This is a genomic window from Lactobacillus gigeriorum DSM 23908 = CRBIP 24.85 (assembly GCF_000296855.1).
Lineage (GTDB): Bacteria > Bacillota > Bacilli > Lactobacillales > Lactobacillaceae > Lactobacillus > Lactobacillus gigeriorum.
On the sequence record NZ_CAKC01000093.1, the window covers coordinates 98503 to 123527 of the forward strand.

A 25025-nucleotide genomic window follows, 5' to 3' on the forward strand; every position below is an offset into this window, starting at 1 on the left:
TTCTAAAATAAATCTTGGAATGGATTAGTTGATACCTCTGAGACAAGTATTTCTAATTGCCAATCTTCATTGGTATTCATAGTTTGTAATAGGTCACGAACCTTGTACTTAAACAATGATTCAGTATAATGACCTGGATCTACTACAGTTAGGCCGGAAGAAATAATATCATGACCTACATGATAATAGATGTCGCCAGTAATAAAAGCATCAAGTTTATCCGCTAATGCTTGGTGCCAATATTTACCGCCATCGCCACAAATGAATCCAACTGTCTGAATTGGCTTTTGATTGTCTGCCGTTATCAATCTAGCCATTGGAATGCCCATCTTTTCTTTAACATAATAGGCAAAGTCATAAGCGGTCATGGTTTCTGGCAGTTTTCCCTTACGCCCAATGGCAATTCCATCAGTATCTAAGGCAAACGGCTCAACATTTTTCAATTCTAATTCTTCAGCTTGCCAATCTGATGAGCCGTTTTGAGCCTTATCAGAATTAGTATGAATTGAATAAACCGTTATTCCATGTTTGATGATATCTCCATACATCTTCAATTGTGGATCTGAAAAATCTAAGTTTCTCGCAGGTCTAAACATTACCGGGTGGTGACTGATAATTAAATCAACTCCTGCAGCAACAGCTTCATCAACGACTTCAGGGCGAACATCAAGGGTAGTCATAACTTTAGTTGCTTTGCTTTCAAGTGAACCAATTTGAATACCTACAGGATCCCCCTCACTTGCTATTTCTTCAGGAAAAATTTTTCTTAGTTGATTTACAACATCGATTACTTTTGTCATTTTTCTAATACCTCTTCAATCATGACGATTTGCTTTTCAAGTAAAGCAATTTTTGTCTCATCCTTATTTTGCGCTTTATTAAGGTTAATGACCAAATTACGATAATATTGTAATTGATTTTGCCATTTTTGTTGAAAAGCTTCATTGCGATTTTGCAAGATGTGTGGCCCAAATAAAATTTCTTTCTCAGTTAATTCAACTCGTTGAATCGCTTTTTTAGCTTTTATTAACTCATAGCTATGATCTGCTTCAAACAACAGGCCCTCATCAACAATTTGATAATTATGATCAACTAACCATTGTCTAACTCTTGGTTCACTAATGTTTGGTTCTAGAATCAAAGTTTCAAATTTCATATTTTGATCCCAGGCAGCCTGTAAAATCTGACACATCAACTTTCCGCCCATACCTGCAATCACTACTGTGTCAATCTGATCGCTGGGCTTAACAGTTGCTAACCCATTGCCTAAACGAGCCTCGATCTTATTTTGAAAACCTGCCTGACGAATATCTTCAATAGCATTTTCTAAAGGTCCCTGAGCTACATCGCTCGCAATTGCATAATCGATCACTTGATCAGCGACCAATTTTATTGGCAAATAGGCATGATCCGTACCAATATCGGCTACCCGACTGCCAGGATCTACCATTTTTGCTAAAGCATTTAAGCGTAAGTTCATCTACATCCCTCAATTCTTCATTTGTATTAATTCTAACATAGATTTTTTACAAACGTTTACTTTGTCCTATGTTAAGATAAATATATATCAAAAAAGAGAGTGAATTTATGGACAGAACTGAACCAACTACTTTAACGAACATGTGTATGCTTACAAATGATAACAGAATTTTAACTATCGACCGGATCGATCCTGGATGGCCAGGTATCACCTTTCCTGGTGGTCATGTTGAAACCCATGAATCGTTTCATGATGCTATGGTACGTGAATTTAAAGAAGAAACTGGCTTAACTCTCGAAAATCCCAAGTTGGTTGGGATCAAACAATTTTATGACGACGATGATCACCGCTATCTAGTCCTATTCTATCGGGCAAGTAAGTTTCATGGCCAACTCAATAGTTCTGAAGAAGGCGAACTAAAGTGGTTGACTAAAGACCAATTATTAAATTCAAAGCTAGCTTATAACTTCAATCATGATCTTCCTGTCTTCTTTAACGAAGAAATTACGGAACACTTCTTTTACCAAACAGATAATGAGTTATTTTAATTATGAAGAAAAAACTTTATCTTATAATCGGTTTTTGCTTGATTTTGCTTTTTGCAATTAGACCGATTTGGCATTATTCTGAACATTTTATTGATCAAACAAAAACTGTAAAACAGAGTAAAAAGAAACCTCAAATAAAAAAACATATCATAACTTGGGGTTACCCTTTTTCTCGACTTTATCAAAAACAGATAAAATTCAAAAGCGGACAAAAATATGGCAAAACCGATATCTTGCGTCGCCTTTATCCCACTAAAAGCTATTTTCATGATGGCTATGATTACGGCTTCTCCGAAGTAGGCCATTCCCCTGTTTTAGCCGTTCATGCCGGTACTGTCAAAAAGGTTCACTATCGTGCCGGAATGGGTTTATATATTTGGGTAATTAGTGATGATGGGTACGTTGAAGTCTATCAAGAAGGCTTTTTAAGCATTACTGACATTTATGTCAAGAAAGGTCAAAAAGTTAAGATTGGTCAAGAAATTGGTAAACTGACTGGGTCCCATATCCATTTAGGCATCACAAAAACTGACAAAGATTATATCGATAAGTATGGTGATCCTTGCAAAAATTGGTGGAAAAATAATGGGACTTGGCTTGATCCTATGAAAATCATTGAAACTGATCTTAGGGTAAAAAAATAGATGCGAGTTGCTCGCATCTATTTTTTCTTTTAATCCAAGAAATCCCTTAATTGGTTTGAACGACTAGGATGACGTAATTTACGTAAAGCCTTAGCCTCAATCTGTCTAATACGCTCACGAGTTACGCCAAATACTCGACCAACTTCTTCCAAAGTCCGAGTTCTACCATCATCAAGACCAAATCTTAGTCTTAAAACATTTTCTTCACGGTCAGTCAAAGTATCTAATGTTTGCTCCAATTGCTCCTTCAACATTTCATATGAAGCATGTTGTTCAGGACTAGTAGCATCTTTATCTTCAATAAAGTCGCCAAGATGTGAGTCATCTTCTTCACCGATTGGTGTTTCCAATGAAACTGGTTCTTGAGCAATCTTTAATATATCTCTTACTTTGTTAGTTGGCATATCCATTTCAGCCGCAATTTCTTCTGGAGTTGGTTCACGACCCAAATCCTGAAGCAATTGTCTTTGAATTCTGATTAATTTATTGATTGTTTCAACCATATGAACCGGAATTCTGATAGTTCTTGCTTGATCAGCTATAGCACGAGTAATGGCTTGTCTAATCCACCAAGTTGCATAAGTAGAGAATTTAAATCCTAAACGATAATCAAACTTATCAACTGCCTTCATTAGACCCATATTACCCTCTTGGATTAAATCCAAGAAAGACATACCACGACCGACATAACGCTTAGCGATTGATACAACCAAACGTAAATTAGCTTCAGCCAATTCTTGCTTTGCTTCTTCATCGTTATCTTCAATTCGCTTAGCGAGCTTGATTTCCTGATCGGCATTCAACAATGGAACTCGACCAATTTCCTTTAAGTACATTCTTACAGGATCATTCATCCGCACACTGGATGGTGCGCTCATGTCTTTTAATTCGGCTTTTTCAATATCCTTTTGCTTCTTTAAAGCTAATTCAGATGGGTCACCATTTTCATCAACAATACTAATACCATTATCTTCAAATTCTTGAACTAATTGATCAATTGCTTTTCCTTGCAAATTATATGGCTTAATCAATTGATCAGTAAAATCAGTTTCCTTAATAATCTTACTTGATTTTACCTCTTTAACAACTTCTTTGACTTTTTTATCCAAAGATAGCTTTTCTGTCTTAGTTCCGTTATCTACCACTAAAAAGCCTCCTTCTGACCTTGAGCTCTCTTTAATTCGAGAATCTTTTGAGTTATCTGTAGAATTTCTGACGCATCTTGTTTGCGCTGTGCATCCTGGATTTTACTTTGTAACTCTTTCAGTTGTGAATCGATCTTGCGCAAATTTATAGTATGAATTGTCTGTAGAATTTCTCGTTCAGAAAACTCAGCGGGCATCTCTGTCATCTCAGTATTTACTATTATACCTTGAAGTTCTTCTGGAATAAAATCCAAAAAACTATTTGTCGTTGGATTTTCATGCGTACTTATATATTTTAACCATAATTCTGCCAATTGAGCATATTTTTGATTTGGAAATAAAAATTTTTGTTGTAGAAGAAAATCTCGCGCTTCTTCAAAATTTATAAATAAATATAGCAATCGATCTAGGGCTGGATCATTCTGTTTACTTAATTCTGTTTCCGTAGTAACCGGACTAGGCTCTTCAGATAGATCATACGCTTGTTCAGTATGTCTACGAACTTGTTTTAACCTGCGAATTTCTCTCATTAGACTAGCTTTTAAAGAATCCAAGGAAACGCCCTGTTCTTCAGATACTTTTTTGATAAAGATATCCTGTTCCATTGGATTGGTTAAAGTGGCTATTTTTTTGATTGCTTCATCCAAGTATTGTAGTTTTTCCCGATCATTGTGGAGATTGTATTTCTGCTGCAATCTTCGGAGGAAAAAATCAGTTGGCGATAAAGCTGCCGCAACTTCTTCCTGATATTTGGCAACGCCATATTTTTTGACGTATTCATCTGGATCCAGTTTTTCCGGTAAGACTACTACACCAAGGTTAAAGCCGCCTACTCGTTGAAACATGTCGACTGCGCGTTCTTCAGCATGAATTCCCGGATCATCTCCATCATAGTTAATGATGATATTACTGGTAATTCTTCGCAATAGATATATCTGCTGATCAGTTAAACTGGTCCCCATTGAAGCAATTCCTGATTTTATTCCAGCTTTGTAAGCAGCAATTACGTCCATGTAGCCTTCATACAAAATCAAATGTTGTTCAGCCCTTGCCGCTTTTTTAGCTTCAGCAAAGTGAAAAAGCACTTTAGATTTAGTAAAAATCTTGGTTTCTGGACTATTCATGTATTTTGCTTGAGTGGCATCTTCTGATATTCGTCTTCCTGAAAAACCAATTATATGACCATTTTCATCATCTAAAGGAAACATCAAACGATCGCGAAATCGATCGAACAGCCTTCCATCTTTATTTTCAACGAATAAGCCTGATTCTGCTAGTGTAGCATCTTCATAACCCTTATCGTGTAAATATGTATACAAAATATTATCTTGCTTCGGTGCATAGCCAATTTTAAAATGTTCGATTATTTCCTTATCCAGTTGTCTAGAGTTCGCATATGATAATCCTCGAACTCCAACTTCTGTTGTAAGCAAAACTCGATGATAGAACTCTGCTACTTCTTCATGAAGTTTAATTAATGGATTACTAATTGGGGCACCCTTACCATAAGTTGCTGGCATTGGGATATGTGCAAACTCAGCAACACTAGCAACACTTTCAGGAAATGTCAAATTTTCCTTATCCATTAGGAATTTAAAAACATTTCCACCTTTTCCGCAGCCAAAACATTTAAAGAACTGTTTTTCTTCATTTACGGTAAATGAAGGAGTCTTTTCTTGATGAAAAGGGCAAAGACCTAAATAGTCTTTGCCTTTCTTTTCAAGTGAAACGTATTGGCTGATTACATCAACAATATTAACATTGCTTCGAACTTCGTTAATAAAATCTTCTGGTATGCGTCCAGCCATACTTAATCACCTTATTTCACTCTATTTAATTACCAATTTGCTCAAATCGCCTAAACGTTCAGCTAATTTACTGATATCTTGTAATTGCGTCAAACGATTGGCTTTAACAGCTTCATTATCAGCCATGATCATATTAGTATCAAAGTAACGATCAATGACTGGTTGTAATTGTACAAAACCATCATACAAACTAGACAAATCAGTTTCATCTGCCAAGTTTTGCATAGCAAGATATAGCTCTTTTTCACTATTATCTTCAAATAAATCTGCTTGGACTGCTGCTTGAGCAACGAACTTAGCCTTAGCCAAAATATTGTTGATTCTAACAAGACTTTCAACAACTGGTTTGAAGGCTTCATCATCATGATGCATTTGTAAAACTTTAGCAGCTGCTAAAATTTGACTAGGATCTTGTTGACTTGATGAAAGAACTGCATCAATTACATCATATTGATACTTATTCTTTTGGAGGTATTGCTTGATACGATCACGAATGAATAGAGCAATTTGTTCATCTTGTTCGTCTGATTTTGGTAATTTAGCAGGTGTTTGTCCATTAATTACTGCAACTACTTCAGGTAAAGCTGTATTAAATGGCAATGACCAACCTTTATCAAGCAAAATTCTAACAATTCCATAGGCATAACGTCTCAAAGCATATGGATCATTTGATGAGCTAGGGATCATCCCTGCACCAAAGAAAGTAATGATCGTATCTAACTTATCAGCAACTGAAAGTAAAGCTCCAACAGTAGTAGCTGGTAAATCACCTTCTGCAGTAGTAGGCATGTAATGTTCTTTGATAGCGTCGGCAACTTGGTCGTTTTCACCAGCCAACCGAGCATAGTGCATTCCCATAACACCTTGCAATTCAGCAAATTCACCAACCATTTGCGTTACTAAGTCAAACTTATAAAGTTCACTAGCACGATCGAAATCTTCAACTACCTGTTGGTCCAAATTCCAACGCTTAGCTAAGTAGTTACCTATTAACTTAACACGTAACATCTTTTCAGCCATTGAACCAATCTTGTCGTGGAATGAAACATCCTTCATCTTTTCAACGAAGTGGCTTAATGGATACTTGCGGTCTTCATCATAGAAGAATTGAGCATCATCAAGACGAGCAACCAAAACTTTTTCATTACCTGAAATAACGTTAGCTAAGAAATCTTTATTACCATTACGGATAGAAATAAAGTGATTCAATAATTTGCCAGATTCATCATATACTTCAAAGTAACGTTGGTTATCCTTCATTGAAGTAATCAATACTTCGTCAGGGATATTTAAGTATTTCTTATCAAATGAGCCAGCAAATACGGTTGGATATTCAACTAAGTTGGTTACTTCTTCTAATAGACTTGGATCTTCTTTGATCTTCCAATTATTTTTGTTTACTAGGTCTTCAATTTGCTTAGAAATCAAGGCTTTTCTTTCCTTGGCATCAGCAATAACAAATTGATCTTTTAAAGCTTCTTCGTAGTCATCAGCATTTGCTAAAACAACAGAATCACCCAAGAAGCGGTGGCCTTCAGTTTTGCGTCCAGCAGTAATGTTTAAAATCTTAACTGGAACGACTTCAGTGCCATAAAGTGATACTAACCAATGAATTGGACGAACAAATTCAAAGTCAAATGAACCCCATCTCATTTTGGTTGGGAAAGTCATAGCTTTGATAATATCACTCATGCCTAGTAAGATTTCAGTTGCCTTTTTACCTTCTTTTTGAAGGTGAAGATAAGCATATTCAGTACCCTTTAATTCTTCAAAATAAAGGTCATCTGTAGTCATACCTTGTCCACGAGCAAATCCTTGAGCTGCCTTGGTCCAATTGCCATTTTCATCTAAAGCAATTTTCTTTGCTGGTCCTTTTTTTACTTCATCAATATCAGCCTGCTTTTCAGCAAGATCTTCAACTAGAATAGTCAAACGACGTGGAGTTGAAAAAGTCTTAATATTACTGAAACTTAAACCATTTTCTTTTAAGAACTTCTTAGTTCTTTCAGCTAATTGATTTACGCTCTTCGTAACCACATGAGCAGGCATTTCTTCAGTGCCGATTTCAAATAAATAATCTTTAGTCATTTTCTACCCCCGCCTTCTTATCTTCTGCACTCTTTAACAATGGGAAGCCACGCTTTTCACGTTCTTCAACAAACTTGCTGGCAACTTCATGAGCAAGATTACGGATTCTTGCCAAATAGCCGGCACGTTCAGTAACTGAAACTGCACCTCTAGCATCCAATAAGTTAAAGGTATGTGAGCATTTCAAAATGTAATCATATGCTGGGTGAACCAAATTCTGATCAAGCAAGCGCTTAGCAGTAGCTTCATAAATATCGAAGAATTTAAGCAATTGTTCTTGGTTAGAATTTTCAAAAGCATACTTAGAGTGTTCGTATTCTGGTTGCTTGAAAATATCCCGGTATAAGATACCATTGCCCCATTCCAAATCAAAGACTGAGTTTACATCTTGGATATATGAAGCTAATCGTTCAACACCGTAAGTAATTTCACTCATTGTTGGCTTAACATCAAGTTCACCAACAACTTGGAAGTAAGTAAATTGACTAACTTCCATACCGTCGAGCCATACTTCCCAACCAACACCGGCACAACCCATTGATGGATTAGCCCAGTTATCTTCAACAAAGCGAATATCATGTTCTAATGGATCAATTCCCAGAACCTTTAAACTATCAAGGTAATATTGTTGAATGTCTTCAGGGGCTGGTTTAATAACTACTTGGAATTGATGGTGTTGGAACAAACGGTTAGGATTTTCGCCATAACGACCATCAGCAGGTCTTCTTGATGGTTCAACATAGCAAGCTGCCCAAGGTTCTGGACCAACTGCTCTTAAGAAGGTATATGGACTCATTGTTCCTGCACCCTTCTCAACATCGTATGAAGGCATGATCATACAGCCCTTGGAGGCCCAGAATTGTTCTAATTTAAAAATCATGCTTTGAACATTTAATTTTTCTTCTGTCATTATATATTCCTCCTGTGCTAGGCCAATAAAAAAAGCCTATGCAAAATTTGCATAGGGACGAAAATATTTCGCGGTTCCACCCTAATTCAGAAAGTATTCTTTCTGCTCTTAATTGACTTTGGCTAGAGGTGCCTTTTCCTAGGTGTCCTCCCATCAAACGACACTTGCTGTACTAGTACTTTTCTTAATCCTCATCATCGCCAACCTGCATAAAATTTTACCACAGCTAAGATAATATGACTAGCATCATTAATTAAAAAGCTTTAATTCATCTAAAAACTTTTTAGTTTTCAAATTTAAATCGAGCGTATGACTGTAAATACGATCGATGGCTTTTCGAGTAGCTTTAAGTGTTTCCTCTTTGATCGTTACGTTTCCTAAACGATTAATTGGTACCAATCCTAATGTTCTGAGAACTGCGGTTTCTTTAGGTTTAAGGCGCATGCGATCAGTAACTTGATAAAAATGATCGCTACAGATAATCCCGCCATACTTTAAAGAAAAATCAAAGTCACCGGTGGTCTTTCCACAAATGACGCATTGTTTTAATTGTGGCCCTACACCAAAGACTGGTAACAATTGTAATTGCACAATTTGCGTTACTACTTCAGGATCTGAGTTATGATTTATTCTTTCAACTGCTTGTTGGACTAAATCATATACTGCATTCAGTGGGGTATATTCAACAAATGCATGGTCTACTAAATCAAAAATGAATGATACATATGCGCTCTTAGTCAAATCATTGTACAGCACTTCATTTTGTTTAACTTCTTTGTATGTTCTCAATACGCTTAATCCATGACCAGAAGTCATAATCGTGTATTTCCCATAAGAAAAATTAAGAACAGCTGCATTTAATTTCGATTTTGGTCGCAATGCACCTTTAACCAACATAGTAATAATACCATCATCTTTGGTCATAATTTTTACAAGTAAATCTGCTTCGCGATATTTTTGGCGTTTAAAAATTATCCCTTGAACCTCTTTTTGTTCAAGCATTAAGATAATTCCTTCTTATCATAGCCAATCATCTTTAAGAAAGCTGGATCTGAGCGCCAATTCTTTTGCAGTTTAACCCAGAGTTGTAAGTTGACTTTCTCACCCAGCAAAGATTCAATTTGTTTTCTAGAATTAATGCCGATTTGCTTCAGCATCTTTCCAGATTTACCAATAATAATTCCTTTTTGCCCTGCACGCTCAACATAGATTGTAGCTTCAATTTGGAGCTTGCCATTTACACGTTGATTCATTCGTTCAACCGCTACTGCTGTTGCATGAGGTACTTCTTGACTGGTTAATTGCAAAATCTGTTCCCTAATCAATTCTGCAACGACAAAATATTCAGGTCGATCAGTAACTTCGTCAGAGCTATAGTATTGTGGACCAATTTCAAGAGTTTTGTGCAAACTTGCTAGCAAATCTTCAATCCCAATGCCTTCAGTTGCAGAAACCGGTAAAAATTCTGTAAAATCACCTAATTGACGGTAAGAATCGATTACTTCTAATAATTTATCGGGATAAACGCGATCTACCTTATTGATTAATAAAAATACGGGAACCTTAACTTTTTCCAGTAATTCAGCGATATAGCGATCGCCTTTTCCTGCAGGTTCTGGTTCTACCATAAATAATACGAGATCAACATCATTTAGACTTGATAAGCTGGCTCTATCCATATAATTATCTAATTCTGAATGAGGTTTAAAGATCCCAGGAGTATCAACAAACACAACTTGCATGTTATCTGAAGAATAAATCCCGGAAATACGATTTCTCGTTGTTTGTGGTTTATTTGATGTAATCGCAACTTTCTGTCCTACTAATCGATTCATTAATGTTGATTTACCAACATTTGGTCGACCTACTAAAGCTACGAAACCAGACTTAAATTCCTTATTTTCTGTCATTATTTACCTCTACCAACATCTAGTTGATCGGGATACAAAGGTAACCCGTACTCCTCAAGAACTTTTCCTTGAATACCAAACATTTCTTTAGCTTCATCAGGCTCAATATGATCATAGCCATTTAAGTGAAGAAAGCCATGAACAATGGTATAACCAAATTCACGATCGAAACCAGTACCATATTCCACACTATGCCGCTTAATGACACTTGGACACATAAAAAGATCGCCAATATCCTCTTGGAAATCTGGATCGTCAATAAAAGCAGCCATGTCTAAAGCATCTTCGCCATCTTCAATTGCAAATGAAATTACATCAGTTGGTCGATCTTTATCACGATACTTCAAATTTATTTCATGACTTCGTGCTTCATCGACAAAATTGATGCTCATTTCAAGATTATTGTCTTTATTGATGTGCTTTTTGGCCAGCAATAATAGCTGTTCGATCCAGGAACGCCAGTCACGTGTACTGTCATCTAAAAAACCTACTTCATCATTATAGGTGATCTCAATTGGATCCATGCTAATTACCTATCCCCTTTTTCTCATATGCATTAATTATCTTAGCTACTACTGGGTGTCTTACTACATCAGCCGATGTAAAATTAATAAACTTTATTTGGTCGATTCCTTTGAGTATTTCCTTAGCATCAAGCAACCCACTCTTTTGTCTCCCCGGCAAATCCACCTGTGTCATGTCTCCATTGACAATCATCTTGGAATTAAAGCCAAGTCTAGTCAAAAACATCTTCATTTGCGCATCAGTGGTATTCTGGGCTTCATCTAGAATAACAAAAGCATCATCTAAAGTTCTTCCACGCATGTATGCTAAAGGAGCAACCTCAATCGTTCCTCTCTCCATTAATCTATCTGTCGTATTAGTACCTAAAATAGCATAAAGCGAATCATAGATAGGTCGCAAATATGGATCAACTTTTTCCTTTAAATCACCAGGTAAAAACCCTAATGATTCTCCGGCTTCAACTGCTGGACGAGTTAACACAATTCGTGAAACTTCACCACGCTTAAAGGCCGCAATTGCGCATACAACAGCCAAAAAGGTCTTCCCTGTACCAGCTGGACCGATACCAAAAACCACATCTGACTTATTGATTGCTTCAACATAATTTTTCTGCCCCATATTCTTAACTCTAATCGGCTTGCCTTTAGCATCCCGAATTAAAATTTCTTTATACAGCTCAGAAAAATATTCAGTTGTGCCTTTATCTGCCATCTTCATTGCACTAACAATATCGGGCGCACTAATGTTAACACCAGTACTCACAACCTTGTCTAGTTCATGAAGGATCTCGTTTACTAATTTGACTTTGCTGTTATCTTCACCAGAAATAACAATTTCATTTCCAGTGTCAGTAATACTCAAGTCATAATTTTCAGCTAGAAGCTGCAAATTTTTATCGTTAACGCCAACAATTTTTTGGATATTTTCTGGATCTTTAGGAATAAAACTGGTTTTAACCAAATAAACCCACTCCTTTTATTCTACTTTAAATGCTCGCGCACAATAGTTGAAGTGACCTTTCCATCAGCTCTACCCTTGATCTTTGGCATCAAACCTTTCATTACCTTACCAAAATCAGCTTTTGTTTTTGCGTCTACTTCTTTAATAGTTTCAACCACAATTTGTTCAAGTTCTTCTTTAGAAAGCTGCTTAGGTAGATAAGATTCAACGATAGCTAATTCTTTTTTGGTTTCTTCAACTAAGTCGTCTCGTTTACCTTTAACAAAATCAGCAATTGATTCTTCTCTTTGCTTCTTTTCACGATTCAAGACTGTCAATTCATCATCTTTAGTAAGATCATGTCCTAACTTAATCTTTTCATTCATCAATGCCGATTTAATCATTCTTACCGTGTTTAAACGGATCTTATCTTTATTTTTCATAGCTTCTTTCATATCTGCCATGATTTGTTCTGATAAGTTCATTATTATTGCCTCTTCCTAATAACACTAACTATACTCAATTATAACAGAGTTCAAAACAATGAAATAGTTTTTTTACCCAACAAAAAAACTCTCGTCATCCGACGAGAGTTAATTCGTTAAAATTAATAATGTCTACGCTTGCGTGCAGCTTCTGACTTAAGCTTTCTACGAACACTTGGTTTTTCATAGAATTCGCGCTTACGGTATTCTTGTAAGGTACCACTTCTAGAAACGGAACGCTTGAAACGACGAAGAGCATCATCAATAGACTCGTTTTCATGAACGATAGTCTTAGCCATGTGTGATCCCTCCTTCCATTTCTTGGCGTTACGCCATACGTTTAATTAAATTATAGCAAACCATCTTTCTTGGTCAATAGAAAGTTGTAAATTTTTTCAATTTATTTTTCAAGAGATAAATTCCTGCATTTAAAGTGACTTAAGCGATTTCATTTAGCTAACAATTTGATATAATCATAGTGTAGAAAGAGGTGCTTACTCATGCCAGAAACCAACAACGATACGGCAAAGAAAGAAGTAAATATTATTATAATCTCAGATGCAGCTGGAGATACCGCATTTAATAATGCTACGGCAGCTGCTGCGGAATTCCCAGATGCCAAAGTAAATTATCGTAGATATCCTTTTATTACTGATTTAGATAAGCTAAACGAAACTTTCGAAGAAATTGAAAAATTCCCTAACTTAGTAATTATCTATAGTTTGGTAAAAGACGAAATGCAACTACCTGTGATTCGTTTTGCAAGAGAACACAACATTCAAAGCGTAGATATCTTTTCACCTGTTGTCGAAGCTTTACAAGCAACTACAGGAATGCGACCAATGCAAAAAATTGGTGCTCAGCACAATTTGAATCAAAAGTACTTTGACCGTATTTCCGCTATGGAATTTGCAGTTATGTATGATGATGGAAAGGATCCAAAAGGATTCCTCGAAGCTGATGTGGTTTTGTTGGGAGTTTCTAGAACTTCTAAAACCCCACTTTCACTTTTCCTTGCAAATAAGAACTTAAAAGTAGCCAACCTACCTTTAGTTCCCCAAACTCATATTCCAAAAGAAATTTACCAAGTCGATCCTAAAAAGATTATTGGTTTAACCAATGATCCTTCAGTATTAAATGAAATTAGACGTCAAAGAATGATTTCTTATGGACTTAATCCAGATACCACTTATTCAAGTATGGATTCAATTAACGAAGAGCTTGAATCAGCTAAGAAACTTTACCGTAAACTTGGCTGTTATGTAGTTAACGTTGCTCACCGCTCAATTGAAGAAACTGCCGCTTTGATCATGCATCATTTAGGCGTTGAGGATCAATAACAGATTAATAACAAATAAGGACTATCAATCTCAAAGTTAGATTGGTAGTCCTTTTATTCGTTATACAATTTCTTGCTCTTTGAATCGGCCATAAACTTTTTCTACTTCACTCACGCTCATAAAAGCATATGGATCCGCCTGCTTAACTATTTCTCTAATATCGTATAAGTCATAGCGATCAATTATCGTAAGCAAAACAGTTTTTTCGGTGTGGCCATATGCCCCTTCCGCATCATGTAAAATCGTTATTCCACGATGCATTTTGCCTTGTATACCATCAATGATTGCTTGCGCATGTTCTGTAATTATCATCACTTGCATTTTTTTATGTTGAGTATAGACGGCATCGATTACTCGACCATTGATAAAAATTGTAAGTGCGGAATACAGTGCTCGTGTCCAACCAAAAATAAAACCCGCAGCAGCAATAATTATCAAATTAACTAAGATATTGAATTTGCCATAACTTGTCCCAGTTTTTTGTCTGATCACAATCCCAATAATATCAAGTCCACCAGTAGAGATTCCATTCTTTAAAGCAAATCCGGTACCAATACCATTGATGGTTCCACCAAAAATAGCGCAGAGCAATGGATCCCAGTGAACCTCTAACGGCTGAATCACATGCATCATAACTGATCCTAAAACAACTGCGACAATTGTGAAAAATGTGAACTTATGGCCAATCTTTACCCACCCCAAAATAAACAGAGGCACATTTAGTGCAAAATACATAAATGAGGTTGAAATAGTAAAGGGAAAATATTTTTCAGTTACTGAATTTGTCAATTGGGCAAAACCTGTTATTCCTGACGAATACATGTGCCCTGGAGCCCAGAAAAAGTTCAGGGCAATTGCAACAGCAATTGAAAAGAAAAAGGCTGCTGATAATTTCGAAATGAAATTATATCTTCTATTAAATCTATCTAATTGATCCATAATGTCAATTCCTTTAGCAAATATGTCTTGATAACCTAGGACTTGTTACAAGTTTAGAGCAACTTGCTGATTTGCGAATCCTAGTCAAAATTTTAACATAAAATGGATCAAGTTATTAGTTAATCTATGATTTTAGTAATAAAATCTGCTATCAGCAAAATTCTCGTTAACGACATTAGGCACATTTTTTGCAAGAGCTTACGAAAATAGCTAAAATTGTTTCTAACAAGTTTTTAAATACTTTAGTATATTTAACTTAAGGAATCGAGGAAAATTATGGAAAACGAGCAAACAAAACTTGATACTGCTATTTTTGCTGGCGGATGCTTTTGGTGCATGGTTCAACCTTTCAATACCTTACCTGGTATCAAAAAAGTAATCAGCGGTTATACTGGTGGACACGTTGAAAATCCAACATATGAACAAGTATGTACTGGTACTACCGGTCATACAGAAGCAGTAGAAATCACCTTTGACCCGGAAGTTTTTCCTTATGAAAAACTAGTAGAAATCTATTGGCAAGTTGCAGATCCAACTGATGCGACTGGACAATTTCAGGATCGCGGTGATCAATATCGCCCAGTCATTTATTACAACTCGCCTGAACAAAAAGCTACTGCAGAAGCTTCAAAAGCTAAATTAGCAGCTAGTGGTTTATTCGACAAGCCAATTGTTACTCAAATCGAACCAGCGGCTCCATTTTATCCAGCAGAAGAATATCACCAAGACTTTTATCAGAAAAATCCTCTTCGCTATATGATGGAGGAAGCCGGCGGACGTGGCGAATATATCAAAAAGCATTACAAGCAAAATTATTAAGATAATACCCAAGACCTTCGTATGTACAATGATACGAGGTTTTTTATTTTTCAAAAATAAAAAAGATAGATCTCGAAAACTATCGAAATCTATCTAAATTTTAAAAGATTAAAAATTGCCAGTTTTGACATAGCGATTCCGATTAATTCGGAAATAACGCTTGCCATTAATGCTTATACTTGAACCATAAGTGTACAAAGTCCGGCCAGCGTAAAGCTTACCTTCAGCATAGACTCTCTGTCCCTGATTATTGTACACATATGCATTGTGAGTCAAAACCCGCTTACGTCCATCAATATTTGATAAGTTAGCGTATTGGTTATCACCAATCTTGTAATATTGCTTGCCATTAATAACTACCATGCCACCTAAAACAGTAACTTGGTTATATGCTCCAATTGAAGAGTTACCTACTCGATTACCATCTTTATCATAAATGTATGCCTTGTGCATTACTGTTTTAACGGTTTTCACTTCTGTACTTGAATTAGTGGTTACAGTATTATTCTCAGGCTTAGCTTGTTCAGCAACTTGTTGTGTATTAGTTACTGGTGCTTGGGTAGTCGAACTATTATATGATAAAGGAAGCAAGGTGATGTTACCATCAACGCTTAAACCACGCCAATTATCAGTAAACTGCCAAATCGCGATTCCATCCATTGATGGGAAATAATTGAAATCAGGCGTATCAATTCGCCCTAAAGTAGCGTACGATGCAACCCATAGCGAATTTGGATATGAGTTCAAAATTACGCTCGTATCGATGTTATTCCGCAATAAATATGCGCCAGAATACAGTAATGGCTTATACCCTGAAGCACTGATTTGATTCATAAAAGCCAAGATCGCATTGGCACTAGCCGTTTTCCCAGCGTTAATTGTATTGCCTTGACCAGATTCCCAGTCACAAGCAATATAAGAACCACTTGGTAAACCAACTGCTTGAGCTGACGCAACAGCAAAATTAGCTTCTGCTACCGCTGATGCACTATCAGCACCAAAAGTAGCAAAATGGTACGCCATCGGCATCATATTGTTATTAATCGCACTCGCTACTTGTGCACTTGCTTTAGGATTTTGATAAGATATTCCTTCACTTACTTTAACAATGGCAAATTGAGCCCCTGCTTGAGCATCAGCTGTAACATTGCTACTTTGATAACTTGCCACGTCAACTCCATAAGATCTTGCCGCAACTGAGTCAGTAGCTGCTTTTACAGTTACGGATTTTGATATGGGTGAAGTCTGAGTTGCTAACCCTGCAACCATAGTTAAGCTACCAGCACAAGCTAATACGCTTAATAAGCGCTGTTCTTTTTTACGCATCCAATTCCTCCGTTTGCTTATATCTGCTCTTTGATCTCTATTAGTACAGCTACATAATAACACGGTTTTAGCAATTAAATTCTTAAGATTGCATGACAGTTTTGAAAAATCTCTTGTTTAAACAAATAACTGCTTATATTCGCCATATCCTCTTTCTTCTAGTTGGTCATAAGGAATAAAATCTAACGCTGCAGAATTGATGCAATACCGTAGACCTCCCTGATCAACTGGGCCATCGCTAAACACATGACCCAAATGTGAGTCAGCTTCTGGGCTTTTAACTTCAGTTCGTTCCATATTATGCGATTGATCGCGACGGTAGACTAACTTTTTAATTGGCTTGGTGAAACTAGGCCAACCACATCCTGCATCATATTTATCAAGACTAGAGAACAATGGTTCTCCTGAAACAATATCAACATAGATTCCCTTCTCGTAAAAATCGTCATACATACCAGAAAAAGGATATTCCGTTGCTGCATGTTGTGTAACTTCATATTGTTCTTTTGACAATTCTTTTAATCGTTCTGCTTTATCCATCTTAAAACCTCTTGTATTAAATAAATTAAATCTTTATCTTGTATTATGATAAATATACCAACTTTTGCCTTAAAAGTGTTGCTAGTTGCTCAAAAATGACAGCAAAAAAGTCATTAACTAGCCTTTACTAATTGATGACTTTAAATTGTTTAAAAATCAGAAGCTTTAATATAGCGATTCTTTTGAATACGGTAATACTTATCACCATTAATTGTTACTGTACCACCATAAGTTGAAACAGTAGTGCCCTGACTAATTGCTGGACTGCTTACTAACTTACCTTTTTTGTTATAAACAAAGGCTTTATTCTTAAGGATACGTTTGGTTCCATCGACATTATCAACTTTAATGTAGCTGTTTTCACCAACTTGATAATAGTTTACACCATTAATCGCAACCATACCTCCAATTACTTGGACCTTAGTATAAGCCGCATATGACTTGCCAGCTACTCGTTGACCATTTTGGTCATATACGTAAGCTTTATGCATAACTGTCTTGCCTGTCGAAACTTCATTAGTTGATGGGGCTTGACTTGAAGCTGAACCATTAATTGATAAAGGCAAAAGTGAAATATTGCCATCAACGTTTAAGCCTCTCCAATTATCAGTGAATTGCCAAATAATGACACCATTCATTGATGGGAAATAACTAAAATTTGGAGTATCAATTCGACCCATTGATGCATATGAAGCTACCCACAACGAGTTAGGAAATGCGTTCGTCACCTTCGCTGTGTTAATGTTGTGATTTAACAAATACGCACCTGAATACAATAAAGGTTGATATCCGCTATCCTTAATCTGTTGCATAAAAGCGATGATAGCATTAGCACTAGCTGTTTTACCACCAGTAACAACATTGCCATCACCAGTTTCCCAATCACAAGCAATATATGAACCCTTTGGTAAGCCACTTGCTTGAGCAGATGCAACTGCATATTTTGCTTCTGCTACTGCTCGAGATTTGTTCGCACCAAATAAGGCAAAATGATAAGCCATTGGCAACATACTGTTAGATTGCGCACTTGCAATTTGCGCACTCGCTTTTGGATTACGGTAGCTAGTTCCCTCACTTACTTTTACGATAGCAAATTGAGCCCCAGCATTAGCACTGCTCTTTACGCTTGATGATTGATAAACAGCAACATCTACCCCATATGAACGGGCATTTACACTCTTCTTTTTAGCAGCATACACCACATTTTGTGAATTTGAAATAACAGGTACAGCTACGCCACTAGCAAGCAAAATGATGCTTGCACTTCCAATTGTTTTTATTAATCTTTTACTTCTGATTCGCAATTAAATCCCTCGCCTAATTATCTTTGTTATTAATTACTCAGCAATCTATCCACTTAGAATACTATAACAGGTTTTGCGATTTGATGCGTTACAATCAGTTAACAAATAGCGACTATAATATTACAATTCTATACAAAAAACGGACCAAAAGGCCCGTTTACTTGTTATTGTTATTCTTTAATCTTCCCAAGTAGCATTCTTGTCAGCATCTTCTTGAGCTTCTTTTTCCAACCGTTGTTCAGTTTGTGCAACACTTTCAGCATATTGTTCTTCAACTTCAATACCTAAGTCAGCAAGTTGTTGATCTGCTACTGGAGCTGGTGCATGCATCATTGGTTCTGAAGCTGATGCGTTCTTTGGAAAGGCAAGAACGTCACGAATGTTGTCTTTTTGAGCTAACAACATTGCAAACCGATCCAAACCAATAGCTAAACCAGCATGAGGTGGAAATCCCATGTCCAAAGCATCCATCAAATAGCCAAATTGTTCATATGCACGTTTCTTAGTAAAACCAAGCGCTTTAAGCATCTTTTCTTGAATTGAACGCTTGTGAATACGGATAGATCCACCACCGAGTTCATCCCCGTTCATAACAATATCATATGAACGAGCATGTGCCTTATGAGGATCAGTATCTAATAACTTGATCCCTTCATCATCAGGCATAGTGAATGGGTGGTGAGCAGCGATCCAACGTCCTAAACCTTCATCGTATTCAAACAATGGCCAGTCAACGATCCAAACAAAGTCATAAACATCTTTAGGAATAATACCTGTTTCTTTAGCAAAAGCACGACGTAAGTAATTCAATGAGTCGCAAACTACTTTCCAAATATCAGCTACGAAGACTAATAATTCTCCGCCTTCCAAAGCAAATTCTTCCTTCAAAGCTGCTTGATTTTCTTTGGTCAAGAAACGTGAAACTGGACCAGTAAATTCACCATTTTCATATTTAACCCAAGCTAAGCCCTTGGCATGGAATCTCTTGATATATTCTTGCTTTTCTTCAATCTTCTTACGTGAATATGCTTCAGCACCACCTTTAACCGCAATACCTCTTACATAACCACCGTTAGCAATAGCACCTGAAAATACTTTAAAATCAGAATCCTTGAAAATGTGGTTAAGATCATGGATGTACATTTCGTAACGAGTATCAGGCTTATCAGAGCCATACTTATCCATTGCTTCTTGCCATGAAATACGCTTGATTGGCGTTGGTAAGTCGATATTCATAACATCCTTCATAACCTTCTTAAGCAAACCTTCGGTATAGTCTTGAACACCTTGTTCATCTAAGAAAGAAGTTTCCATATCGATTTGCGTAAATTCTGGTTGACGGTCACCACGAAGGTCTTCGTCACGGAAACATCTAGCAAGTTGGTAATATTTGTCAAAACCAGCACCCATCAATAATTGCTTAAACAATTGTGGTGATTGAGGTAAAGCATAGAAACTACCTGGGTAGATTCTTGATGGAACTAAGTAGTCACGAGCTCCTTCTGGAGATGACTTACCTAAAATTGGGGTTTCAATATCAATAAATCCATGTTCATCGAAGTATTCGTGAACTGCGCGCAAAATTTTTGATCTCAAAATAATTGCATTTTGCAAAGTTGGACGACGTAAGTCAAGGTAACGATACTTCAAACGAGTTTGTTCACTAATTTCAACATCATTTTTGATTTCAAATGGTGGGTTCTTAGCTTCGTTCAAAATGATCATTTCACTAACGTTAACTTCAACTTCACCAGTCTTCATTTCTGGGTTAACGCTTGAACGTCTAACAACTTTACCTTTAACTTCAATAACATATTCGTTACCAAGGGATTCCGCAATTTTCATCAACTCTTCGCCTGAATCCTTGTTAACTACAACTTGAACCAAGCCTTCACGGTCTCTTAAGTCGATAAAAATTAGGTTCCCTAAGTTACGAACGCGTTGTACCCATCCAAAAAGCGTTACTTCTTGGCCTTCATATTTAGCAGTGATATTGCCACAATAGTCTGTTCTATGATCCATTTTTTCCATGTTTTAATCCTCTAACTTTTCCATGACTAATTTCATATCATTAATGTCAGTTAAGCTCAAATCGATAACCTTACCATCAGCTAGGCGCTTAATGTTAAGCAACCCTTCTTCTAATTCTTTAGCACCTAAGGTAATAACGTATTTTGCATTTACGCGGTCTGCTTTCTTAAATTGCGCTTTAAGCTTCTTTTGATCGACATCGAATTGAGCACTGTAACCTTGGTTACGAATTGAACGGGCAATTTCAACAGCCTTAAAGCTAGTTTCATCGCCAATATTAGTAATGAAGAAATCAATTCCTTGATCACTGAATAATTCCGGATTTTGTTTTTGCAAAACCAGCATTAAACGTTCTTCTCCAATACCGAAACCAACCGCTGGAGTTTCAGGGCCGTCAAATTCTTCAACCAAGTGATTGTAACGGCCACCGCCTAAAATTGTAGTAGCTGATTCCCAAAGACTTGGATCGGCAACCATAAATTCAAAAATAATTCCTGTGTAGTAATCCAATCCACGTACTAAATCATCATCAATTACATAGTCAATACCTAGTTGCGTAAGCATATTAGTGATTTGCTCAAAATTAGCACGTGATTCGTCATCCAAATAATCCACGATTTTTGGAGCATTTGGCAAGAATTCTTTATCTTCAGGAGCTTTTGAATCAAGAATACGTAAAGGATTCTTTTCAAGTCTCCGCTTAGAATCATCAGATAGCTTATCTTTTAATGGGGTAAAATAATTAACCAAAGCATCATGATAATCTTTTCTTACTTGTGCATTACCTAAGGTATTGATATGTAGCTCATAATTCTTGACTCCTAATTCAGCAAGCAAATCATGCCCCATCATGATGGTTTCCACATCCGCTAATGGATTGTTTGAACCAAAACTTTCTACACCAATTTGATGGAATTCGCGTTGACGACCTGCTTGCGGACGTTCATAACGGAAAGTTGTTGCAATGTAGTAAACGTTAAATGGTTTAACTACATCAGGTCCATACAACTTATTTTCGACGTAGGCTCTAACTACACCAGCTGTTCCTTCTGGACGCAAAGCAATATGACGACCACCTTTATCATTGAAGTCATACATTTCCTTTTCGACAACGTCAGAAGTTTCACCACTTGAACGTGAGAAAACTTCATAATTTTCAAAAGTTGGAGTTCTTATTTCATTGTAGTTTGCCCGCTTAAAAAAGTCTTTGGCAATTCGTTCAACTTTATCCCAAGAACCAGATTGACCAGGCAAAATATCGACTGTTCCTTTTGGCTTTTGTACTCTCATCTTATCATCCTTTATTTTTATTTAAAAAGCACCCTTGAACTTAATCAAGGGCGCTTCAATTAGCACGGTACCACCTTATACTTGCTGCGATTAACGCTCGCGAAACGAACCAATTATCTGTTAAAGGTGTCACAGATTGCGGCTCATCCATTCTTTCACCGATATGAATGGTCTCTGAAAATGGCCTTGCTAATCTCCAGTCTTTGTCATCGATAATTCTTTTATAGCTTATATTTTTAAGTTAACAAAGTCAACCTTTGAAAGCGGATTATTATTCTAAATCAAAAACTATTGTAAATGGTCCATCATTTTCCAGTTCAACTTTCATGTCTGCACCAAATTTACCGGTTTCAACCTTAAAACCAGCTTGCTCTAATTCATGGTTGAATTCTTGCCATAATTCTTTTGACTTAGGTGGGCGCATAGCATCAGTAAAACTTGGACGATTTCCCTTCTTGGTACTTGCTAAGAGTGTAAACTGACTAACGCTCAAGATCTCACCATTAACATCTTTCAATGCGAGATTGGTTTTACCTGCTTCATCTTCGAAGATTCGCATCTTAGCAATTTTATCAGCAGCTTTTTTGACATCAGCCAATTCATCGCCTTCTTTTAAGCCGACTAAAAGGAGCAGCCCCTTTTTAATTTGACCTACTACCTCACCGTCTATTCTAACGGCAGCATGATTGACTCTTTGAATTACAACTCGCATTAATTATCAGACCTCTTAGTTTCATATACATCGGCAATATCACGCAACTTACTCAAAATATCATCCAACTGCTTACTGTTGGCAACTGAAACAGTCGTATAAATATGAGCAATGTTTTCGTCATTCACCTTACCAGAAATATTGTTGATGTTCTTGGTCAAAGAATTCAACTTGTTAATAACGTCACTCAATAAATTGCCACGATTATAACCAAAAATTTCAATATTAGCATTGAATGATTGCAAGCTCTTGTCTTCAACATTTTCCCATTCTACATCGATTAAACGACCTTGAGCATGAGCTTCACGGGTAATATTACGACAATCCATCCGGTGAATTGTTACTCCCCGACCCTTAGTAACATAACCAATAATTTCATCCCCAGGAACAGGGTTACAACATTTAGCCAAATGCAGCATCAAATCGCTAACACCTTGAATCATAACCCCATTTTTATGCTTAATCTTCATTGAAGACGAATTGTTTTGCTTGCGTTCTTCATGAGCAGCCTGCTGTCCAGAATTTAAAATTTCTTGCTCAAGCTTCTTTTGGCGCTCTTCTTCATCTTTACGACGAATATCAAGCGTTAAGCGATTGTAAACGCCAATCGCTGATTGATCACCAAAACCAATTGCTGCGAATAATTCATCGGCTGTACGGAAATTGAAGTTTTCGGACAATTTTTCAAGATGGTCTTTATCCAAAAATTCTTTCGGATTCAATCCGTGCTCACGCAATAGGTTTGCCACCTCTTGTTGACCACGTTGAATACTGTCTTCACGATCAAGCGTCTTGAAGTAGCGTCTAATCTTGTTTCTAGCTCTTGAAGTCTTAACAATATCTACCCAGTCTCTTGAAGGTGTAGCATTAGACTGCGTCATGATCTCGATTACATCACCATTTTTGAGTTTATAATCAAGTGGCACTAACTTATTATTTACCTTCGCACCTACTGCATGACTACCGACTTGGGTATGAATTTCGTAAGCGAAATCAAGCGTTACTGAGCCTTTTGGCAACTCATAGACTTCACCTTTGGGCGTGAAAACATAAACACGATCAGAGAAAATATCGCTTTTCACGCTTCGCATGAATTCATCGGCATCTTTAGTTTCATCTTTTAATTCCAAGATTTCGCGAACCATATCTAGCTTCTCACCAGACGTCGATGGTTTAACCCCAGAAAAGTTGCCACGTTTGTATGCCCAGTGTGCCGCCACACCGTATTCTGCAACTTCGTGCATTTGTTCGGTTCTGATTTGGATTTCAAGTGGCTTACCACCAGGTCCAATAATCGTGGTGTGCAACGATTGATAACCGTTTACCTTTGGTACGGCAATATAGTCCTTAAAGCGCCCTGGCATTGGCTTCCATTCAGTATGAACTGCTCCCAAAACAGCATAACAGTCACGAACGTTTTTAACCAAAACTCTAACTGCCAACAAATCATAAATATCTTCAAAATCCTTATGCTTGTTAACCATCTTTTTGTAGATTGAATAAATATGTTTTGGACGGCCGTATATTTGATATTGAATTCCTAAACTGTCAAGCGTCTTTTTCATTACTGAGATAGCATCAGAAATATAACGTTCACGTTCACTACGCTTGACGTCCATTAAACCTACAATTCGGTAATATGCATCAGGATTCAAATAGTGAAAACTGATGTCTTCAAGTTCCCACTTAATCGAACCAATACCCAAGCGATCAGCAAGTGGGGCATAAATATCCATCGTTTCAGAAGCAATCCGTCTTTGCTTATCAGGTCGCAAATGCTCTAGCGTGTGCATATTGTGCAATCTGTCAGCCAGTTTAACCATAATTACTCGCAGATCCTTAGCCATGGCAATCAACATTTTACGGTGATTTTCAGCTAAAAATTCTTGATGCGACTGATATTGATACTTATTTAATTTAGTTACGCCATCAACGATAAAAGCCACATCTTCCCCAAAAATATTCTTGATATCATCGTTGGTTACTGGAGTATCTTCAACCGTATCATGCAAAAAACCAGCAGCAATCGTATCAGGATCCAAACCTAAATTAGCTAGAGTACCAGCAACTTGAGTTGGGTGAATAATATACGGTTGGCCTGAAGCACGAAATTGCCCTTCATGCGCCTTATTTGCAAAATCATATGCATGTTCAACAAACGCAAGTTGCTCTTCATTCATATATTTTTTACAAGCAGCTATTACCTGCTCATAGGTCATTTCTACGTATTTTGACATATCAT

24 protein-coding genes are annotated in these 25025 nt (G+C 36.9%); 4 read left to right on the top strand and 20 right to left on the bottom strand.

The features are described from left to right. Nucleotides 1-2 precede the first annotated feature (2 nt). Nucleotides 3-800 carry a Nif3-like dinuclear metal center hexameric protein gene (locus BN52_RS08800; protein ID WP_008474190.1) on the bottom strand — a complete coding sequence of 266 codons (798 nt, stop codon included), beginning with the start codon at nt 798-800 and terminating at the stop codon, nt 3-5. After that, nucleotides 797-1480, bottom strand: coding sequence for a tRNA (adenine(22)-N(1))-methyltransferase (locus BN52_RS08805; protein ID WP_008474191.1), 684 nt, complete (start codon nt 1478-1480; stop codon nt 797-799). The genes BN52_RS08800 and BN52_RS08805 overlap by 4 nt, the downstream gene beginning before the upstream one ends. A 107-nt stretch (nt 1481-1587) precedes the next feature. On the opposite strand from BN52_RS08805, the gene BN52_RS08810 reads away from it, so the two are divergent. Together BN52_RS08810 and BN52_RS08815 are read left to right on the top strand one after the other, a co-directional pair. Further along, nucleotides 1588-2028, top strand: coding sequence for an 8-oxo-dGTP diphosphatase (locus BN52_RS08810; RefSeq protein WP_008474193.1), 441 nt, complete (start codon nt 1588-1590; stop codon nt 2026-2028). A gap of 2 nt (nt 2029-2030) precedes the next feature. Next, nucleotides 2031-2672: a M23 family metallopeptidase gene (locus tag BN52_RS08815; RefSeq protein WP_008474194.1), complete on the top strand. Its 642-nt coding sequence runs from the start codon at nt 2031-2033 to the stop codon at nt 2670-2672. A 29-nt stretch (nt 2673-2701) separates the two neighbouring features. On the opposite strand, the gene rpoD is transcribed toward BN52_RS08815, so the two are convergent. From rpoD to rpsU, 10 genes are all read right to left on the bottom strand, one after another. After that, nucleotides 2702-3817 carry an RNA polymerase sigma factor RpoD gene (gene rpoD / locus BN52_RS08820; RefSeq protein ID WP_008474195.1) on the bottom strand — a complete coding sequence of 372 codons (1116 nt, stop codon included), beginning with the start codon at nt 3815-3817 and terminating at the stop codon, nt 2702-2704. Beyond that, complete coding sequence (gene dnaG, locus BN52_RS08825; protein WP_008474196.1) at nt 3817-5625, bottom strand: DNA primase; 1809 nt, start codon at nt 5623-5625, stop codon at nt 3817-3819. The genes rpoD and dnaG overlap by 1 nt, the downstream gene beginning before the upstream one ends. A 21-nt stretch (nt 5626-5646) precedes the next feature. Next, a complete protein-coding gene (gene glyS / locus BN52_RS08830) occupies nt 5647-7713 on the bottom strand; it encodes a glycine--tRNA ligase subunit beta (RefSeq protein ID WP_008474197.1) in 2067 nt (688 codons plus the stop codon). Further along, nucleotides 7706-8623: a glycine--tRNA ligase subunit alpha gene (gene glyQ, locus BN52_RS08835; RefSeq protein ID WP_008474199.1), complete on the bottom strand. Its 918-nt coding sequence runs from the start codon at nt 8621-8623 to the stop codon at nt 7706-7708. The genes glyS and glyQ overlap by 8 nt, the downstream gene beginning before the upstream one ends. 249 nt (nt 8624-8872) lie before the next feature. Then, nucleotides 8873-9625 carry a DNA repair protein RecO gene (recO, locus tag BN52_RS08840; protein WP_008474200.1) on the bottom strand — a complete coding sequence of 251 codons (753 nt, stop codon included), beginning with the start codon at nt 9623-9625 and terminating at the stop codon, nt 8873-8875. Continuing rightward, complete coding sequence (era, locus tag BN52_RS08845) at nt 9625-10533, bottom strand: GTPase Era (RefSeq protein ID WP_008474201.1); 909 nt, start codon at nt 10531-10533, stop codon at nt 9625-9627. The genes recO and era overlap by 1 nt, the downstream gene beginning before the upstream one ends. Then, on the bottom strand, nt 10533-11057 hold the full coding sequence (gene ybeY, locus BN52_RS08850) for an rRNA maturation RNase YbeY (protein WP_008474202.1): 525 nt from the start codon (nt 11055-11057) through the stop codon (nt 10533-10535). Before ybeY ends, era begins: the two co-directional genes overlap by 1 nt. 1 nt (nt 11058) lies before the next feature. Then, the gene (locus tag BN52_RS08855) at nt 11059-12018 is read right to left on the bottom strand and encodes a PhoH family protein (protein ID WP_008474203.1); all 960 of its coding nucleotides are present in this window, start codon (nt 12016-12018) and stop codon (nt 11059-11061) included. A gap of 20 nt (nt 12019-12038) precedes the next feature. Next, on the bottom strand, nt 12039-12482 hold the full coding sequence (locus BN52_RS08860; protein ID WP_008474204.1) for a GatB/YqeY domain-containing protein: 444 nt from the start codon (nt 12480-12482) through the stop codon (nt 12039-12041). A gap of 122 nt (nt 12483-12604) precedes the next feature. Beyond that, nucleotides 12605-12781, bottom strand: coding sequence for a 30S ribosomal protein S21 (rpsU, locus tag BN52_RS08865; protein WP_002880182.1), 177 nt, complete (start codon nt 12779-12781; stop codon nt 12605-12607). A gap of 201 nt (nt 12782-12982) precedes the next feature. Between rpsU and BN52_RS08870 the strand changes: the two genes are divergently transcribed. Further along, the gene (locus BN52_RS08870) at nt 12983-13822 is read left to right on the top strand and encodes a pyruvate, water dikinase regulatory protein (RefSeq protein WP_008474206.1); all 840 of its coding nucleotides are present in this window, start codon (nt 12983-12985) and stop codon (nt 13820-13822) included. Between the two features lie 60 nt (nt 13823-13882). Here the strand turns inward: BN52_RS08870 and BN52_RS08875 are convergent, their stop codons facing one another. Then, a complete protein-coding gene (locus BN52_RS08875; RefSeq protein WP_008474207.1) occupies nt 13883-14761 on the bottom strand; it encodes a YitT family protein in 879 nt (292 codons plus the stop codon). 276 nt (nt 14762-15037) lie between these two features. Between BN52_RS08875 and msrA the strand changes: the two genes are divergently transcribed. Further along, nucleotides 15038-15580 (top strand): peptide-methionine (S)-S-oxide reductase MsrA, encoded by a 543-nt coding sequence (msrA, locus tag BN52_RS08880; RefSeq protein ID WP_008474208.1) that lies wholly within the window; start codon nt 15038-15040, stop codon nt 15578-15580. Between the two features lie 108 nt (nt 15581-15688). Here the strand turns inward: msrA and BN52_RS08885 are convergent, their stop codons facing one another. The 7 genes from BN52_RS08885 to BN52_RS08915 all read right to left on the bottom strand — a co-directional run bounded on the left by BN52_RS08885 (nt 15689) and on the right by BN52_RS08915 (nt 25020). Continuing rightward, the gene (locus BN52_RS08885; RefSeq protein ID WP_008474209.1) at nt 15689-16906 is read right to left on the bottom strand and encodes an SLAP domain-containing protein; all 1218 of its coding nucleotides are present in this window, start codon (nt 16904-16906) and stop codon (nt 15689-15691) included. Between the two features lie 117 nt (nt 16907-17023). Then, entirely contained in the window at nt 17024-17446 is a 423-nt protein-coding gene (gene msrB, locus BN52_RS08890) for a peptide-methionine (R)-S-oxide reductase MsrB (RefSeq protein WP_008474210.1), read from the bottom strand. Nucleotides 17447-17595: 149 nt separating this feature from the next. Continuing rightward, nucleotides 17596-18750: an SLAP domain-containing protein gene (locus BN52_RS08895; protein WP_008474211.1), complete on the bottom strand. Its 1155-nt coding sequence runs from the start codon at nt 18748-18750 to the stop codon at nt 17596-17598. Nucleotides 18751-18927: 177 nt separating this feature from the next. Next, nucleotides 18928-20781, bottom strand: coding sequence for an aspartate--tRNA ligase (aspS, locus tag BN52_RS08900; protein WP_008474213.1), 1854 nt, complete (start codon nt 20779-20781; stop codon nt 18928-18930). Nucleotides 20782-20784: 3 nt separating this feature from the next. Then, complete coding sequence (gene hisS / locus BN52_RS08905; protein WP_008474214.1) at nt 20785-22071, bottom strand: histidine--tRNA ligase; 1287 nt, start codon at nt 22069-22071, stop codon at nt 20785-20787. A gap of 271 nt (nt 22072-22342) precedes the next feature. Next, the gene (dtd, locus tag BN52_RS08910; RefSeq protein ID WP_008474215.1) at nt 22343-22783 is read right to left on the bottom strand and encodes a D-aminoacyl-tRNA deacylase; all 441 of its coding nucleotides are present in this window, start codon (nt 22781-22783) and stop codon (nt 22343-22345) included. After that, entirely contained in the window at nt 22783-25020 is a 2238-nt protein-coding gene (locus BN52_RS08915; RefSeq protein WP_040473526.1) for a RelA/SpoT family protein, read from the bottom strand. The genes dtd and BN52_RS08915 overlap by 1 nt, the downstream gene beginning before the upstream one ends. Nucleotides 25021-25025 lie beyond the last annotated feature (5 nt).

What these genes read in the sequence shown, in the direction of transcription:
- BN52_RS08800 (WP_008474190.1), bottom strand. Translation starts at nt 800, where the DNA reads ATGACAAAAGTAATCGATGTTGTAAATCAACTAAGAAAAATTTTTCCT.
- BN52_RS08805 (WP_008474191.1), bottom strand. Translation starts at nt 1,480, where the DNA reads ATGAACTTACGCTTAAATGCTTTAGCAAAAATGGTAGATCCTGGCAGT.
- BN52_RS08810 (WP_008474193.1), top strand. Translation starts at nt 1,588, where the DNA reads ATGGACAGAACTGAACCAACTACTTTAACGAACATGTGTATGCTTACA.
- BN52_RS08815 (WP_008474194.1), top strand. Translation starts at nt 2,031, where the DNA reads ATGAAGAAAAAACTTTATCTTATAATCGGTTTTTGCTTGATTTTGCTT.
- dnaG (WP_008474196.1), bottom strand. Translation starts at nt 5,625, where the DNA reads ATGGCTGGACGCATACCAGAAGATTTTATTAACGAAGTTCGAAGCAAT.
- glyS (WP_008474197.1), bottom strand. Translation starts at nt 7,713, where the DNA reads ATGACTAAAGATTATTTATTTGAAATCGGCACTGAAGAAATGCCTGCT.
- glyQ (WP_008474199.1), bottom strand. Translation starts at nt 8,623, where the DNA reads ATGACAGAAGAAAAATTAAATGTTCAAAGCATGATTTTTAAATTAGAA.
- recO (WP_008474200.1), bottom strand. Translation starts at nt 9,625, where the DNA reads ATGCTTGAACAAAAAGAGGTTCAAGGGATAATTTTTAAACGCCAAAAA.
- era (WP_008474201.1), bottom strand. Translation starts at nt 10,533, where the DNA reads ATGACAGAAAATAAGGAATTTAAGTCTGGTTTCGTAGCTTTAGTAGGT.
- ybeY (WP_008474202.1), bottom strand. Translation starts at nt 11,057, where the DNA reads ATGGATCCAATTGAGATCACCTATAATGATGAAGTAGGTTTTTTAGAT.
- BN52_RS08860 (WP_008474204.1), bottom strand. Translation starts at nt 12,482, where the DNA reads ATGAACTTATCAGAACAAATCATGGCAGATATGAAAGAAGCTATGAAA.
- rpsU (WP_002880182.1), bottom strand. Translation starts at nt 12,781, where the DNA reads ATGGCTAAGACTATCGTTCATGAAAACGAGTCTATTGATGATGCTCTT.
- BN52_RS08870 (WP_008474206.1), top strand. Translation starts at nt 12,983, where the DNA reads ATGCCAGAAACCAACAACGATACGGCAAAGAAAGAAGTAAATATTATT.
- BN52_RS08875 (WP_008474207.1), bottom strand. Translation starts at nt 14,761, where the DNA reads ATGGATCAATTAGATAGATTTAATAGAAGATATAATTTCATTTCGAAA.
- msrA (WP_008474208.1), top strand. Translation starts at nt 15,038, where the DNA reads ATGGAAAACGAGCAAACAAAACTTGATACTGCTATTTTTGCTGGCGGA.
- BN52_RS08885 (WP_008474209.1), bottom strand. Translation starts at nt 16,906, where the DNA reads ATGCGTAAAAAAGAACAGCGCTTATTAAGCGTATTAGCTTGTGCTGGT.
- msrB (WP_008474210.1), bottom strand. Translation starts at nt 17,446, where the DNA reads ATGGATAAAGCAGAACGATTAAAAGAATTGTCAAAAGAACAATATGAA.
- aspS (WP_008474213.1), bottom strand. Translation starts at nt 20,781, where the DNA reads ATGGAAAAAATGGATCATAGAACAGACTATTGTGGCAATATCACTGCT.
- hisS (WP_008474214.1), bottom strand. Translation starts at nt 22,071, where the DNA reads ATGAGAGTACAAAAGCCAAAAGGAACAGTCGATATTTTGCCTGGTCAA.
- dtd (WP_008474215.1), bottom strand. Translation starts at nt 22,783, where the DNA reads ATGCGAGTTGTAATTCAAAGAGTCAATCATGCTGCCGTTAGAATAGAC.
- BN52_RS08915 (WP_040473526.1), bottom strand. Translation starts at nt 25,020, where the DNA reads ATGTCAAAATACGTAGAAATGACCTATGAGCAGGTAATAGCTGCTTGT.